The sequence below is a fragment of the Longibaculum muris genome, from assembly GCF_004343035.1.
GTDB lineage: Bacteria > Bacillota_I > Bacilli_A > Erysipelotrichales > Coprobacillaceae > Longibaculum > Longibaculum muris.
On sequence record NZ_SMCQ01000008.1, the window covers coordinates 40,141 to 54,278 of the forward strand.

The window sequence follows — 14,138 nt, forward strand, 5'->3', positions numbered from 1 at the left end:
ATTCAACAAAGACAAAGAAAAAGAAACAAAAAAAGGTGGGATTACCCACCTAATGCATCTAAAGCAATTTGTATATTTAACGCTCCTAAGCGTTGTTCCAACTCCTCTTTTAACTTAAAAGCTGGCTTTAAATCAGATAATTTTTCAATACAGAAACAAATCTTCCACTTCTTTATTTCATTGATTCCATATTGAAGAATTTGTAAACGAATCGCATCATATAAAAGTTGTTTTTGATTACTATCTTTTAAATAACGAAAAGGAAAAACAAGCTTAAAATGTGCATTAGACAATTTTATTTGTTCAACCAGTACATCTAAAAATTTATAAACCTGATAATCTTCATCAATATCTTCACCCATATCTAAATAAGGATTTAAGACAATATCAACATTTTCCATATCAATTCTATTTGCCTTAACAACAACTAAATATTTATATAACTTATAAATAGTATTATCACGATGTTTATCAACACGATATTTTTTAATGAAAGCCTGTAAGATTTTTTGATTATCAATAATCTGATAATGATCTGATGTCTCTTTCATTCTTTCTTTCCACTTCATAGGAGATTCAGCAAAATACTTATTAAACAAAGCATAAAAAGATTTCATATTCAAAATTCCAACAGCATTGGCTATTTCACTCATTGATAATTCATCATCTAATAAATAATCCATAATTCTAATCAATTTTCGATAAGAAGCAAAAGATTTAAATCCTTCTCCATTAATTTTCTTCATAAATTGAGAGAAATATGCCGGATTCATATAAAAACGTTTTAAAATATCATCGACCCCAATCTTTTGATTCATATTCACCATAATATATTCCACAATACTATAATAACGTTGTTGAAGATCTAAAGTTAAATATTCTTCCTGCGTCTTAGTATGTGAAATCAACTGATATGACGTAAATAACATATGCATTAAATTATGTTCATCAAATCTTCTTTCTTCACTATCTTCTTCATGATAAAGCTTTATCAGTAAATCAACAACAATAGCATTCAATCTTTCCTTAAGCGGTCTTTCTAACGGTCTTAATTCATCATTATTCAAAAATTCAACATATTCAATCTTATCAAAAATATCCTTAAACTCAGACAACTTTATTTTAACTGATAAAATATACGCTCCTTGGCTTTCAATACGATGTGCAATAAAACGATTAATAAAAGTCAATTCATTTTCATGAATTGTCACACTGCGTTGAATTTTATGGATTGTTATACTTCCTTTTAAGACTAAAATAATCTCTAATTCTTCTTCATGATAATGAGCCTTTTGTGAATAAATCTGCATCATTTCTGCTATTATTCTTTTCATTTATAAACCACCCTATTTCTGTAGTCATTATCTCATATGTTGCACTATTTTTAAAGAATAAAATCCAAAAAGAAAAGAGCATTTCTGCTCTTTCGTCTTTTTATTTAAGTCCGTATTTTTTGTTGAATTTATCTACACGACCATCTGCACTAGCAAATCTTTGTTTTCCAGTATAGAATGGATGGCAATTTGAACAAGTATCAACACGAATTTCGTCTAATACTGATCCAGTTTCAAATTCAGCTCCACAAGAAGTACAAATGACTTTTACCTTTTTATAATCTGGATGAATTCCTTTTTTCATTTTTCTTTTCTCCTTCCGCCTTGAAATATTTGCTACTTCAAAGTAAGTTGCTCAATTATAATATCATTTCTTTACCATAAATACAATACTTTTTTTATTTTTATTTAATCTTCTATTTCATAACGAGTAATGTGTGCACCTAAAGTAATTAATTTGTTATCAATATTATCATAACCACGATCAATATGATAAACATTTGTAATTTCTGTCTTACCACTTGCTATTAATCCAGCAACAACTAAAGCTGCTCCACATCTTAAATCAGTTGCTTCAACACGTGCTCCATGCAATGGGGTTGCTCCAGAAATCATACTAGAAGCCTCTCCTACCTCAATATTTGCTCCCATCTTATTAAGCTGTCCACAATGTTTAAAACGTTCAACATAGATTGTCTCTTTAACATGAGAAACTCCCTGTGCTTGAGTCAATAACGTTGTAAGTGGTTGTTGTAAATCAGTCGCAAACCCTGGATAAATTTGAGTCTTGATATCAACTGGTTTTAAACCTTCTTTTGCTCCATAAACCACAATACTATCACCAACAACATCCATTTTAACACCCATTTCCTTAAGCTTTGAAATCAAGGCTTCTAAATGTTGAGGAATGATATTTTGAATAATCACTCTTTCGCCAGCCGCTGCGGCAATAATTAAGAATGTTCCTGCTTCAATACGATCTGGAATGATTTCATGGAAAGTTCCACCTAAATAATCAACCCCTTCAATCGTAATTGTATCAGTTCCAACCCCTCTAATCTTTGCTCCCATCTTTGTTAAAAGATTGGCCACATCAATAATTTCAGGTTCTTTTGCTGCATTCTCAATAATTGTTTTTCCTTTTGCTCTTACAGCTGCCAACATAATATTAATAGTTGCCCCAACAGAGGCAAAATCTAAATAAATAGAAGTTCCTACAAGTTCCTCAGCCTCTAATAAATACGTATCATTTTCATAAGTAATTTTTGCTCCTAATGCTTCAAATCCTTTTAAATGAAGATCAATTGGACGAGGGCCTAAATAACACCCTCCTGGCATTTTAATCTTTACTCTTTTATATTTACCAAGCAATGCCCCCATAAAATAATAGGAAGCTCTTAATTTATTAACTGCATCACTCACAAGTGGAATATCTTCCATATGTGTAGGATCAATTCTAATCCGTTCTCCATCAACCTCTACCTTACATTTCAATTCTTCCAACAAAATTGCTAATGCTTCAACATCAGAAATTTCTGGAACACCCAATATTTCAACGGGACCATCAGATAAAACAGCAGCTGGTATCAATGCGACTGTTGCATTTTTAGCCCCACTAATTCTTACTGTTCCATTTAATTTATAACCACCTTCAATTGCAATTACTTCTGCCATCAGTTTCTTTCCTTTCTCAATATTAATATATAAAAATGTATCAAAAATATACACTGTCATTTCATTTCATAATGATTATACACGGGAATCTTATAAATATCAAAAGAATTTCAAAAAACTTCTTCATGTCTTTCATTATTCTTTTAAAGATAACATAAATCATCCGATATATTCATTATTTTTACATCTTTATTATATCAATATAACTCACCAGCAGCAAGTCACTTCAATCCTGATACATTTGTTGATGTGCGATAAAGAAGTAATAGAAATGTAAAAAATTTTGCCGTTCCTATCCGGCGTTTCGCGATTACGTCGGATAGGTCGGGCGGTTATTCCGGCAAGTCAATCTTGCCGACAAAGCTGTAATAAATCTCTATGTCCTGTCTGCGGGTGCCGTTCTTCCAAAAATGGGCGCAAAAAAAAGCAGCAAATCTTTTCAGACTTACTGCTTGTGTGCCGCTGTGGTGGGCGATGGGTATTTAATTTTTCAATGGGAGATTAAAGTGAAAACTGGAATTTACATCTTCCCAAAAATCTCTCAAAGTTATTTCATATCAGTTGAATACAAATATATTTGAATCTTCGACATGTTCAAGAAATTTTCTTGCCGCCAGAGATAGTGTTTTTCTGTCTTTCCAACAGATTGCAACATTACGCTTCGGTCTTTCTTTTATCGGACGTATAATTAAACCGTCATCAAAGCCTCTCAGGATGCGCTCATATAGCATAGACACCCCCAAGTCCTGACGAACCATTTCCATAACTGCATAATCGTCATAAACTGTCAGTTTCAAATTCCGAGGTTGCACACCTGCATCTTTGAATGCCGCCAGTGGATATGAATACCCCAACTCATCCATAAGGATAAAAGGTTCCTTAGCAAGGTCTTTCACAGAAACAATATCTTTTTCTGCCAAAGGATGATTAGATGGCAATACCGCAAGCAATTCATCCTCATACAAAATATCATATTCCAAATCCTCTGCGGTATCTGTACTGATAAATCCCAAATCAGCTTCTCTTGCTCTGACTGCCGCTGCATTTACCTCATATCCACCCTGTAGCAGTTTGAACTCTACAGAAGGGTATTTCTCTTGAAAAGTTTTCATCAAGATGGGTAGATATAACCTGCTTACACTCGACCAAGCTGCAATGGATACAACACTACTTTCAAGACCTTCGATTTCTTTTTTCTTCCCGGAAAGGTTTTTTTCCGCCGCATAAATGGCTTGAATAAAGGGATAGAGATTTTCGCCATCTGACGTCAATTCCAGACGGTTTTTTCTGTCGCAGGAGCAATGTTACCCCTAATTCCTCCTCAAGAGATAAAACTTTTTGGCTAACTGAACTTTGCGTATATCCTAATTCCTCCGCCGCTAAACTGAAACTGCCTAATTCAACAACACGACAAAACACCGTGTATTTTGATGTTTGGATCATTGTTGCAACCGCCCTCCTTGTATCGTGTTTTCTAATACACACATTATATCTATTAATTTTACAAATAGCAAGGGCGCAGCTATAATAAAAGAAAAACAAACAAGGAGTCTAACGATGAATAAACAAAAAGCAACATTTTTAGCGTTCACTGTACCGCTTGCATGGGGTACTTCCTATATTTTTATGGCTTATCTAATGGATGGGATTCCGCCGGTTACCATTGTTGCCCTCCGCACAGGAATCGCCTTTCTGGTCATGTTTGCTCTCTTTTTCCGCAGAGTGTGCCGCCCGGATCGTCAAACCTTAAAAGCAAGTGCAATATGCGGAGGATTACTGGCAACGGTTTTCCTGTGTCTTTTGTTGGGTGTACAATATACATCTGCCTCAGAAACAGGTTTTCTGCAAAGCACGACAGTCATTATTGTGCCTATTATCATGGCCGTTCTCCGCAAGCGTATGCCGGAAACTAAAATCGTGATTGGTGTTATTGCTGTTACAGCTGGTCTCCTCCTGCTCAGTGGCGGTGTTGGACAGTTTTCTATCGGAAGCGGTATCATGCTGTTTTCTGCTTTTGTGTATGCTGTTCATATTGTGGTCAGCAAATCCTTTGTGGAACGAGTAGACAGCATTTCCTTGGGCATCTGGCAAATGCTTTTTGCTTGTATCTATGCCACCATAGCAACCTTCATTTTTGAAACGCCAGTTCTTCCTCAAACGGGAATCCAGTGGGCGAGTTTACTTGGTTTAACCTTGATTTGCTCTGCTTACGGTTTTGTCATGCAGGCTTATGTGCAGAAATTTGTCAGCGCTGAAACAACGGGATTTATGTTTTCTTTAGAACCTGTCTTTACTGCGGTATTTGCATTTGCTTTTCTGGGTGAGCGACTGAATCTGATGGGCAACATTGGTGCATTACTGATTCTACTCGGTGTCATGTGTGCAAATATTTGTTATAAACCTCAGAAATAACGAAATGGGTATTATATATAAGGACAATCTTTGACAGCAAATCCATATACTAATGCCCATTTTCTCTTTGTAAACCCGCAATTTGTCTTTTTGTTAGCACTAAATATCATTTATTTCAGCTAAAAAATTTAACTTACTGTTAAAAACGGAATAGTGGGGCGGTCTGTTCTTGACTTATTTATCTCTGCTTCTTTATGTAACATTAGCATTTCATTAGGTAATATAATACTACTAAAGCTACCATACATAATTTGTTTTTCAAATTCTGTTTCATAATAAGTTTTTTCCCCAATAACAACTTTACTCTTGATTGTAACGACTTCTTTATTTTCCAATCTTCTCTTTAATGGAATATATGATGCTTTATTTAATGGTATATTGGTATTGGCTAATTGTTCATTTCCTGAAACGACTTGTACATAAAGCTTTCCTGGCAATTCTCCTTTCGCTTTTTCCATTTCTGAAGAGTTATTTTCCTGTGGATAATAACGTAATCTTTTTACTCCTATATGATTATCATCAAGATTTTCAAAGCATAAATAAATCTTATATTGCAAAACTTGATTTAATAGTTTTTGATTACTTTCAATATATTCAACTCTTTTTTCTTGATTTTCTTCTTCAATAGTTATCTTGGTTTCTAAATAATTCAATAGTGGAATTGTTCCTTGATAAACATATTTTTCATTTTGAAATATCATTGGATAAATATAATTCTGATGATTTTCATCAACAAAAACCAATTCAACTTTTTGGTTATGATAAACTTTTAATGCACATTGATAATCAACCGTCACATTTAAATTTTCCAAATCATAACTTTTCGTTTCAAAAGATGAATGCGATAAATCTATATAACGTTCCTCCTCACTTGATGAATTATTAATTACATATTCATGAACTGTTGTTTTACTTGAAACTGTACGGGGTTTTATTAAATTTAAAAAGTATAAAGAGCTAACCAAAACCATACAAGCAACACATACTCCAATAATAATATAATCACGGGTTTTTCTTCTTTGATTCTCTTTCTGTAAATTATCTAATACAATTTTAGTTTGATCATATATTTGCTCAATTGAATGATTATGATTATCTTCCTCTATTCCTAATAATTCTGTGATAGAAATTTGAAAAAAATCACTAATATCTAACATTGTTTTCATATCTGGTAAACTTAGATCTGATTCCCATTTAGAAATCGTTTGTCTTGATACATGTAACTGATTAGCCAGTTCTTCTTGTGACATGCCTTTTTGTTGACGTAATGATAAGAGCCTTTTCCCAATACTCATAAGTCTTCCCTCCTCAGTTTTATTTTACATCTTTTAAAAAAAATGACTATCAATTTTAGTTAACATTTTGCTATTAAGTTTAACAATTTTTATTTTTTATATAAAAATTCAAAAAACACTCTTTACACTTTTGCAAGGAGTGTTATACTTATATATACAATATGGTCCGTTGGTGAAGTGGTCAACACACTAGGTTCTCATCCTAGCATTCACGGGTTCGAACCCCGTACGGACTACCAATATGTCAAAACGCCTTATAAAATAAGGCTTTTTTTATTTGTTGAGAAGATTTTGAGAAGATTATTCTCAATAATACTAAATGAAAGTATATAAAAGCCTATACTACTATATGAAAACACTAGGTAATATGGACTTCTAAATATGAGTTCTTTGATACGCTCCCTTATTAAGTGTCCAAACTACACTATTGTAGCTTCTATAAAATATAAAAGCCAAGACATATATTAATTATATATATCTTAGCTTTCTTTACGTCATTGTTAACTTAATGACATTGAACTAAAATGGTCTTTTAATGTCCACCAAATACTTTAAATTCCATGGAAGATAATTTAGTATCCAGTTTATTTATTTCTTCTTTAGTTAATTCAATATTACCAGCATCGAAGTTAGATTGAATTCTTTCAATCTTACGAGATCCTGGAATAGGAATAATAAAATCATATTTACAAATCATCCAAGCAAGAGATATTTGAGCTGGGGTAGCATTGTGCTTATCAGCAATTTCATTTACTACTTCTAATAATTCATTTGTTTTTCTAATACCTTCATCACTATATTGAGGCATATTAACTCTAAAATCAGAACCATCATTTTTAAACTCTTTATTAGATTTATAAACACCAGTTAAAGCCCCATTAGCCATTGGCGAAAATGCCACATAAGTAACTCCTAATTCTTTACAAGTATCAAAAATAGATTCATGCCATCTAGCCATCATCGAATATCTATTTTCAATACATGTTACAGGACATACTGCATGAGCTCTTCTTAAGTATTCCTCAGTTGTTTCAGATATACCCCATGCTTTTATTTTTCCTTCTTCAATTAGTTCTTTCATAACACTAGCCACTACTTCTGGTTCTACATTAGGGTCGATACGATGTTGATAATATATATCTATATAATCTGTTTGTAGTTTTTTTAGTGATCCTTCAATCGATTCTCTGATCTTTTTAGGAGAACTATCAAATTCTAAGTGATCTCCTTTATGAGTAACTCCAAATTTAGTACATAAAATAACTTTGTCTCTAAATGGTTTAATTGCTTCACCAACAAGTTCCTCATTATAATTAATACTTCCATCACTATTTACACCTGTATAACACTCAGCAGTGTCATAAAAGTTATAGCCTATTTTATAAGCTTCACGTAATGCTTGTATAGCTTCTTCTTTAGGTGTTGGTGCCCCACTAGCATGAGAAAATCCCATACATCCAAACCCCACACGATTTACATACATATTTGTTTTTCCTAGTCTTATTTGTTTCATTTTTTTCTCCTATTCAAAGTCACATTTATTTGAGACTTCTCTCCATTTCTCTAATTCATTTATTTTTCCTTGTAATGTATCAATGACTGCATCTACTGCAGCTGCACCTAATGTAAGGATTTCTGGTAAATCATCACCATTTACTACGTCGACAATAACTTCACCAGCTTTATCAGGATCTCCTGCTTGTTGATGTTTATTTTCAAAATTACCAGGTCTAGATTTACCTACTGTTGTTTCATAATCAGAGATTCTCACCTTTGTACCTTGTAAAGATTCACTGTCATAGAATCTTGTTCTAAAAGCACCTGGTTGTACAACCATTGCTTTAATACCTAAAGGAGCAACTTCTTTCATTAAACCATTTGTTAATAATTCAAATGCAGCTTTTGAAGAAGCATAATATCCCGAACCTACTGCGGATCTTGCAGCAGCAATAGATGTAACATTTAAAATATATCCTGATTTTTGTTCTCTCATCTTAGGTAAAACTGCTTTTATTAATTCTACTGGACCAAAGACATTTGTTTGGAAAAGCTTTTGAACTTCTTCTACTTCTCCTTCTTCAATTGCTGAACGGTAACCATATCCAGCATTATTTACTAATACATCAATTGTTCCAAATTTTTCGTTTGCAGCTTTCACTGCTTCTTTAATACTATTTTTATCACAAACATCTAATGAAACTGCTAACGCATTATCTGGATAATCTTTTACTAAATCATCTAATTTACCAGCATTTCTTGCAGTAACTACTGCATTGTCACCACTCTTTAATACTGCTTTTGCAATACCTGCACCAATACCACTACTACATCCTGTAATTAACCAAGTTTTCATTTTCGCTTTCCTTCTTTCTTTTATTTTACAATCTTATTGTAGTTTCTTTATTCATAAATGTACAATACCATAATTGTATTCATCTATAACTTTCATGCATACTAATTAGTAATCATTCCTTTATAATTCATACCATATAAACTAGCAAATCTTTTCATTGTATATTCACCAGCTGCTAGTTGTTCAATAGTTGGTGCATATCCCTGAAATACAAAATACATATCTTTACCTTTTAATAATGATTCATCTACATTATTATAAAAACGATCAATAAGATTACGAATCATTCCAGACATGCTATGCCAGTAAAGAGGGGAACCAATAATTATTTCATCTGCTTCACTCATTTTCTTTACGACTTCTTCAAACTGATCATCGTTAAACTTTTGACCATAATCATAAATCTTATAATCTACTAGATTTATAGTTTCATAGTTTTTGTTTATTAAAAACTGTTTTGTTAGTTTTACTGTGTTTCCGTCTTTATTTGGACTTCCGTTGATAAATAATGTTTTCATAATCTTCCTCTTTTCATTATGACATATATTCTTTAATAAAAGCATATATGTCATTTATATCTTCATTATATATTTTATAAATTATTTGATTGGATATTTGAATGTTTGTTATGACTTTGAATTTATTCAATATATCGTTATGACTCATAGGATTATTAATAGAGCCTGGAGCATCTTTTAAATGATGTCTTTTCTTATTGATTGTCATATAAACTTCATCATCATTTAATGTTTGATTTTCAATAATACTAATCTTTTCCATCATCTTTGTAATTTCTTCACTTACAATATCATCTGTTATAGGACAGTAGGCATTATCAGGAACAACAATGACACGTGATAGTATATAAGGTAATGATACAATTGCATCATATTTATTATTAAGTTCCTTTTTACATCCTAATTCATAAACACATGAGAATACTTCTACTTCTATAGAATCAAACATTTCACTAATTGATAACTGTTTTAATAAAGCAATCGATGCAAAAGATATAAAGCCGTAAGGATAAGGTTTACATGATGTATTCATAGATATATATATTTCTCCTAAACCTTGCCTAGCTTCATTCACATTTGGTTTAGTAGTAATTTGATTAACTAAACCATTAGTTCCTATCAATGCATTGATAGAACAAGTCATCCCATGTTTAACAAGATTACATACATCTAATCCATTTTTACAAGCAATAGCTGGAATAAAACTTCCTGCCATCGATCCATGACTACCTCTATTCCCGCTGGCATAACAACTTACTAAGCCAAGAGCATTAGAAATTTGTTCTTTATTAAATTCTAATACATAGCTTAATGCTGCAACGACACCAAATCCACCAATAATTCCTGTTGTATAATAACCTTTATAAGTGTTGTTATTTGAAAATAATAATACTCCCATTCTACATTCAACTTCCATTCCAATACATAAGGCTGTTAATATTTTTTTTAAAGAAATACTTTGTGTTCTTGCAATTGCTAGAAGTGCACTCATAACTGGTCCGGTTGGGTGAGAAGTTGTTTCAAAATGAATATCATCATATGCATAAATAGCTGATGCATAACAATCTATCAAGGCAACATCACTTAAAGACATCTTTTCCTTTCTACCTATTGGACTGTAAATACCACTATGATCGTCTAATAAACTATTAATCACTACATCAATATCTGAATTCTTTGACCCTAAGTAAGTTACTCCCAAATAATTTAGAAAGACATCATAATAATATTCAGGAATACTTTCTACATGATTTAATAAAATGAATTCTATGAGTTCATTAATAACTAATTCTAAATCTTTCATCATAATTTAACCGGATAAATAGCAGCCAATCCACCATCAACTAGTAATTCTACCCCATTAACATAACTCGATTCATCAGATCCTAGAAATACAGCTGCGTTTGATGTATCTTTGACATTCCCAACCCTTCCAGCAGGAATTAATGTGGAGCGATACTGTTGAACATTTTGTTCTTCTTTAGGATCTCTCCCTAATTCTTGTCCAGCTGCATCAGTAGGAATAATACCAGGAGCTAAAGCATTAACTCTTATTTTTCTATCTCTTAATTCATTTGTCCATGTATGGATGAATGATTTCATTGCTGATTTAGCAGCGATATATAAACTAAATTTAGGTAAACCTAATGAAGTTGTCACAGATGTATTTAAGATAAATGTTGACCCTTCTTCCATAATTGGTAGACATGCTTGTGCTAAGTAATATGTTCCTAATACGTTTGTATACATAACACGATTAAATTCTTCTTCTGTTACATCTTCAATTGCTATATAATTGCCTACACCAGCATTTGCAATCGCAATGTCTAGATGCCCTTTATCTGCTTTTATTCTGTCAGCTACTTTTTGGTTATCTTCCTTCTTCGTAACATCTGCAACTATATAGACAATGTTCTTACCAACTAAATCTACTGCTTCTTGCAATTTCTTTTCTCTTCTTCCTGTGATGTAAACATAGGCACCTTCTTCTACATATCTCTTAGCGATATCTAATCCGATACCTGTTCCTCCACCAGTAATTAAAGCAATCTTTCCATCTAATCTCATAATGTTTCCTCCTCTAATATACACCACAATTATAGAAACTTATTTGATAAAAGTACAATACCAATATAGAATTGTGCTATAATATAAACACATAGTGGAGGTATCAATATGATTGAATTATATCAATTAGAACAATTAGTATGTATTGCTGAAAAAAAGACTATTTCTAATGCAGCACAAGAACTATTAATCTCTCAGCCTGCGTTAAGTCGTTCAATGCAAAGGTTAGAAGAAGACTTTAATGTTCAACTATTTGATCACTACAAGAATAAAGTTGTACTCAATAAAAATGGTGAATTGGCTGTTAAACGTGCAAAAGATATCCTTAATAGAGTTGAAAAGATGAAAAAAGATGTTCAAGATCATGATTTATCATTTAAATCAGTTACTATTGCTTCTTGCACTCCAGCTCCTATTTGGGATATAGAACCCATCATGAAATCTTTATATGGTGAGTTGAGCTTTATCTCTTTAATACAAGATAAACAAGAATTAGTAAAAGCATTAAAGAATAAAAATGCAAATCTAATTATCACTCCTTTTGAAGTTAATGATTCTGATATTATATGTACACATTATTTAGATGAAGAAATATATTTATCGGTTCCTAAAAATCACCCACTTCATAATAAAGATATGATATCTTTTGAAGATTTAGAAAATGAAACTATGCTTCTTTATTCTAATATTGGTTTTTGGGCAGAGCTACATAAACGCACTATGCCCAAGACTAAGTTCTTAGTACAAGAAGATCGTCAAGCATTTACAGAAATAGTAAAATCATCTTCACTTCCTTCATTTACATCTAATCTTTCTATCAAGCGAGAAGGAGAAATAAAAGATAAAGTTACTATTCCTTTCTCTAACGATGAAGCAAGAGTATCATTCTATCTATCAATACTAAAAAGCGATAAAAATAAATATGCAAAACTCATCAATAAAATAGAGAATTATTATGATTACTAATAAAAACCTCATAGCTATAATTATATAGTTATGGGGCTTTATTATTAAATAACATAATTCTATTTTCCTATATTCTATAAACTAAAAGGATCTCCTTAACATTTCACAAGATATGAATAACTTCCTCTTGAACCAGCAATAATTGCATATTGATTTATCAATGTTGAAATACTTCCCTTATGATGATAATAATAATTATCTATTATTTCTAAGGTATTGTGTACACAATCGATAATAAGATGATTATAATATTTCATTTGTAATAAGTTCATAAAGATATTGGCAAGCTGCTTTCTATTTGTATAAGCAAACTCAACAGCATGTTGATGACCCAATAAATAATCATCAAATTTTTTTGTACCTACTTGTAAATTTTGATAACCCCTATATTTTTGATAAATAGCTTCACCGATTTGTCTTGAACCAGAATGAATCAATAAATACAAATGATTCTTGTCTAATTCAATATCTTGATAAAGCTTATCAATTTGCGTCATCTCAACAAAATGATTTCCTTGACCAATAGAATTTTCACCACAAATACAACTTCCCTCAAGTTTCTTTTTAACCTTTTCAATATGAATTTTCTTTAACTTCACATCAGTATCTTATAAAGCAATCCCACAACCAATATCATTTCCTATCAAACTTGGATAAATGACATTCTTAGTAACAATGGTTGTTCCTACTGGTGTTTTAGCTGGATGTAAATCTGGTAAACCAACACAATCAACAACGCCTAGATATTTTTCAATATTTTCAAGTTGTCTTATTGCCTCTGTTTCCATCCATAATTGCTTTTTCAAAGAGATAAAAAACATGTTTCATTAACTCAAGCAGGTCAACTCTTTTATTATGGGGCTCAAAATATATTAAAACAAGTTGAACTTTCTTATCAACATCTAGAAGCTTTTCAAAGAGGAGAAAGAGGAACATTAAAAATTGGTTTTTTAAAAGATTTTGATTTTGAATTATTAAGAGAGTTTATAACTGAATTTCATCAAAAGTATCCTCATATTCAATTAGAATTAGGTGGATATACATGAAAAACTTTAGAATCATTATTATTGTCTGGTGAATTAGATATCATTTTAAGTATAGATGCTTTAGATACTCCTGACTTTACAAAAGTCTTTATGAGAAAATTCCCATTAGTTGCTGTGGTCTATAAAGAACATCCACTAGCTTCTAAACAAAGCATCTGTGCTGATGATTTAAAAAATCTGATTTATGATATCAGACAAGAAAAAGATAATCAGCCAAATATTGAATTAGAAGGGGCACTTCTACAAGTTTCTTGTAATCTAGGAGAAGCAATTGTCCATGAATTTGTCATTCAACAAAATATCCGTTCTTATGTTTCTATCATTCCATTAAAACCAACTCAAGGTCGCGATATTTATATGATGTATCATAAGAATCGTTATAATCAACTGATTTCACACTTTGAATCCATTTTAAAAAATAGAAAAGCTATATCAAAATAGATTATGCAAAAATAGTTTATGCATTTGATATA

16 protein-coding genes, 1 tRNA gene and 1 pseudogene are annotated in these 14,138 nt (G+C 31.7%); 5 read left to right on the top strand and 13 right to left on the bottom strand.

The window, feature by feature from the left end:
- Positions 1 to 41: 41 nt before the first annotated feature.
- The 5 genes from EDD60_RS07205 to EDD60_RS16730 all read right to left on the bottom strand — a co-directional run bounded on the left by EDD60_RS07205 (position 42) and on the right by EDD60_RS16730 (position 4,451).
- Positions 42 to 1,334, bottom strand: coding sequence for a helix-turn-helix transcriptional regulator (locus EDD60_RS07205; protein ID WP_066450416.1), 1,293 nt, complete (start codon positions 1,332 to 1,334; stop codon positions 42 to 44).
- Between the two features lie 100 nt (positions 1,335 to 1,434).
- Positions 1,435 to 1,638, bottom strand: a complete 204-nt coding sequence (rpmE, locus tag EDD60_RS07210; RefSeq protein WP_066450424.1) for a 50S ribosomal protein L31 — start codon at positions 1,636 to 1,638, stop codon at positions 1,435 to 1,437.
- Between the two features lie 104 nt (positions 1,639 to 1,742).
- A complete protein-coding gene (locus EDD60_RS07215; RefSeq protein WP_066450428.1) occupies positions 1,743 to 3,008 on the bottom strand; it encodes a UDP-N-acetylglucosamine 1-carboxyvinyltransferase in 1,266 nt (421 codons plus the stop codon).
- Positions 3,009 to 3,565: 557 nt separating this feature from the next.
- Positions 3,566 to 4,279 carry a LysR family transcriptional regulator substrate-binding protein gene (locus EDD60_RS07225; protein ID WP_165973136.1) on the bottom strand — a complete coding sequence of 238 codons (714 nt, stop codon included), beginning with the start codon at positions 4,277 to 4,279 and terminating at the stop codon, positions 3,566 to 3,568.
- The gene (locus EDD60_RS16730; protein ID WP_066450434.1) at positions 4,182 to 4,451 is read right to left on the bottom strand and encodes a LysR family transcriptional regulator; all 270 of its coding nucleotides are present in this window, start codon (positions 4,449 to 4,451) and stop codon (positions 4,182 to 4,184) included. Before EDD60_RS16730 ends, EDD60_RS07225 begins: the two co-directional genes overlap by 98 nt.
- Positions 4,452 to 4,565: 114 nt before the next feature.
- Between EDD60_RS16730 and EDD60_RS07235 the strand changes: the two genes are divergently transcribed.
- Positions 4,566 to 5,420, top strand: coding sequence for a DMT family transporter (locus EDD60_RS07235; RefSeq protein ID WP_066450437.1), 855 nt, complete (start codon positions 4,566 to 4,568; stop codon positions 5,418 to 5,420).
- A 128-nt stretch (positions 5,421 to 5,548) separates the two neighbouring features.
- On the opposite strand, the gene EDD60_RS07240 is transcribed toward EDD60_RS07235, so the two are convergent.
- Positions 5,549 to 6,715, bottom strand: a complete 1,167-nt coding sequence (locus tag EDD60_RS07240; protein ID WP_066450439.1) for a helix-turn-helix domain-containing protein — start codon at positions 6,713 to 6,715, stop codon at positions 5,549 to 5,551.
- A gap of 163 nt (positions 6,716 to 6,878) precedes the next feature.
- On the opposite strand from EDD60_RS07240, the gene EDD60_RS07245 reads away from it, so the two are divergent.
- Positions 6,879 to 6,954 (top strand) — tRNA-Glu (locus tag EDD60_RS07245).
- A gap of 293 nt (positions 6,955 to 7,247) precedes the next feature.
- Here the strand turns inward: EDD60_RS07245 and EDD60_RS07250 are convergent.
- From EDD60_RS07250 to EDD60_RS07270, 5 genes are all read right to left on the bottom strand, one after another.
- Entirely contained in the window at positions 7,248 to 8,228 is a 981-nt protein-coding gene (locus EDD60_RS07250; protein ID WP_066450441.1) for an aldo/keto reductase, read from the bottom strand.
- Positions 8,229 to 8,237: 9 nt separating this feature from the next.
- A complete protein-coding gene (locus EDD60_RS07255) occupies positions 8,238 to 9,068 on the bottom strand; it encodes an oxidoreductase (RefSeq protein ID WP_066450443.1) in 831 nt (276 codons plus the stop codon).
- Between the two features lie 101 nt (positions 9,069 to 9,169).
- Complete coding sequence (locus tag EDD60_RS07260) at positions 9,170 to 9,586, bottom strand: flavodoxin family protein (RefSeq protein WP_066450473.1); 417 nt, start codon at positions 9,584 to 9,586, stop codon at positions 9,170 to 9,172.
- Between the two features lie 16 nt (positions 9,587 to 9,602).
- Complete coding sequence (locus EDD60_RS07265; RefSeq protein WP_165973137.1) at positions 9,603 to 10,889, bottom strand: MmgE/PrpD family protein; 1,287 nt, start codon at positions 10,887 to 10,889, stop codon at positions 9,603 to 9,605.
- Positions 10,889 to 11,653 carry an SDR family NAD(P)-dependent oxidoreductase gene (locus tag EDD60_RS07270; protein WP_066450449.1) on the bottom strand — a complete coding sequence of 255 codons (765 nt, stop codon included), beginning with the start codon at positions 11,651 to 11,653 and terminating at the stop codon, positions 10,889 to 10,891. Before EDD60_RS07270 ends, EDD60_RS07265 begins: the two co-directional genes overlap by 1 nt.
- Positions 11,654 to 11,761: 108 nt before the next feature.
- Here EDD60_RS07270 and EDD60_RS07275 point away from each other — a divergent pair, with 108 nt between their 5' ends.
- Complete coding sequence (locus tag EDD60_RS07275; RefSeq protein ID WP_066450452.1) at positions 11,762 to 12,619, top strand: LysR family transcriptional regulator; 858 nt, start codon at positions 11,762 to 11,764, stop codon at positions 12,617 to 12,619.
- A 95-nt stretch (positions 12,620 to 12,714) separates the two neighbouring features.
- Here the strand turns inward: EDD60_RS07275 and EDD60_RS07280 are convergent, their stop codons facing one another.
- Together EDD60_RS07280 and EDD60_RS16425 are read right to left on the bottom strand one after the other, a co-directional pair.
- Entirely contained in the window at positions 12,715 to 13,218 is a 504-nt protein-coding gene (locus EDD60_RS07280; RefSeq protein ID WP_066450455.1) for an RtcB family protein, read from the bottom strand.
- A gap of 9 nt (positions 13,219 to 13,227) precedes the next feature.
- Entirely contained in the window at positions 13,228 to 13,407 is a 180-nt protein-coding gene (locus EDD60_RS16425) for an RtcB family protein (RefSeq protein ID WP_066450458.1), read from the bottom strand.
- A gap of 6 nt (positions 13,408 to 13,413) precedes the next feature.
- On the opposite strand from EDD60_RS16425, the gene EDD60_RS07285 reads away from it, so the two are divergent.
- Both EDD60_RS07285 and EDD60_RS07290 read left to right on the top strand, forming a co-directional pair.
- Entirely contained in the window at positions 13,414 to 13,665 is a 252-nt protein-coding gene (locus EDD60_RS07285) for a LysR family transcriptional regulator (protein ID WP_066450462.1), read from the top strand.
- A gap of 18 nt (positions 13,666 to 13,683) precedes the next feature.
- A pseudogene (locus EDD60_RS07290) lies at positions 13,684 to 14,106 on the top strand (LysR family transcriptional regulator substrate-binding protein); the annotation flags it as partial.
- Positions 14,107 to 14,138: the final 32 nt, after the last annotated feature.

What these genes read in the sequence shown, in the direction of transcription:
- EDD60_RS07205 (WP_066450416.1), bottom strand. Translation starts at nt 1,334, where the DNA reads ATGAAAAGAATAATAGCAGAAATGATGCAGATTTATTCACAAAAGGCT.
- rpmE (WP_066450424.1), bottom strand. Translation starts at nt 1,638, where the DNA reads ATGAAAAAAGGAATTCATCCAGATTATAAAAAGGTAAAAGTCATTTGT.
- EDD60_RS07215 (WP_066450428.1), bottom strand. Translation starts at nt 3,008, where the DNA reads ATGGCAGAAGTAATTGCAATTGAAGGTGGTTATAAATTAAATGGAACA.
- EDD60_RS16730 (WP_066450434.1), bottom strand. Translation starts at nt 4,451, where the DNA reads ATGATCCAAACATCAAAATACACGGTGTTTTGTCGTGTTGTTGAATTA.
- EDD60_RS07235 (WP_066450437.1), top strand. Translation starts at nt 4,566, where the DNA reads ATGAATAAACAAAAAGCAACATTTTTAGCGTTCACTGTACCGCTTGCA.
- EDD60_RS07240 (WP_066450439.1), bottom strand. Translation starts at nt 6,715, where the DNA reads ATGAGTATTGGGAAAAGGCTCTTATCATTACGTCAACAAAAAGGCATG.
- EDD60_RS07250 (WP_066450441.1), bottom strand. Translation starts at nt 8,228, where the DNA reads ATGAAACAAATAAGACTAGGAAAAACAAATATGTATGTAAATCGTGTG.
- EDD60_RS07255 (WP_066450443.1), bottom strand. Translation starts at nt 9,068, where the DNA reads ATGAAAACTTGGTTAATTACAGGATGTAGTAGTGGTATTGGTGCAGGT.
- EDD60_RS07260 (WP_066450473.1), bottom strand. Translation starts at nt 9,586, where the DNA reads ATGAAAACATTATTTATCAACGGAAGTCCAAATAAAGACGGAAACACA.
- EDD60_RS07265 (WP_165973137.1), bottom strand. Translation starts at nt 10,889, where the DNA reads ATGAAAGATTTAGAATTAGTTATTAATGAACTCATAGAATTCATTTTA.
- EDD60_RS07270 (WP_066450449.1), bottom strand. Translation starts at nt 11,653, where the DNA reads ATGAGATTAGATGGAAAGATTGCTTTAATTACTGGTGGAGGAACAGGT.
- EDD60_RS07275 (WP_066450452.1), top strand. Translation starts at nt 11,762, where the DNA reads ATGATTGAATTATATCAATTAGAACAATTAGTATGTATTGCTGAAAAA.
- EDD60_RS16425 (WP_066450458.1), bottom strand. Translation starts at nt 13,407, where the DNA reads ATGGAAACAGAGGCAATAAGACAACTTGAAAATATTGAAAAATATCTA.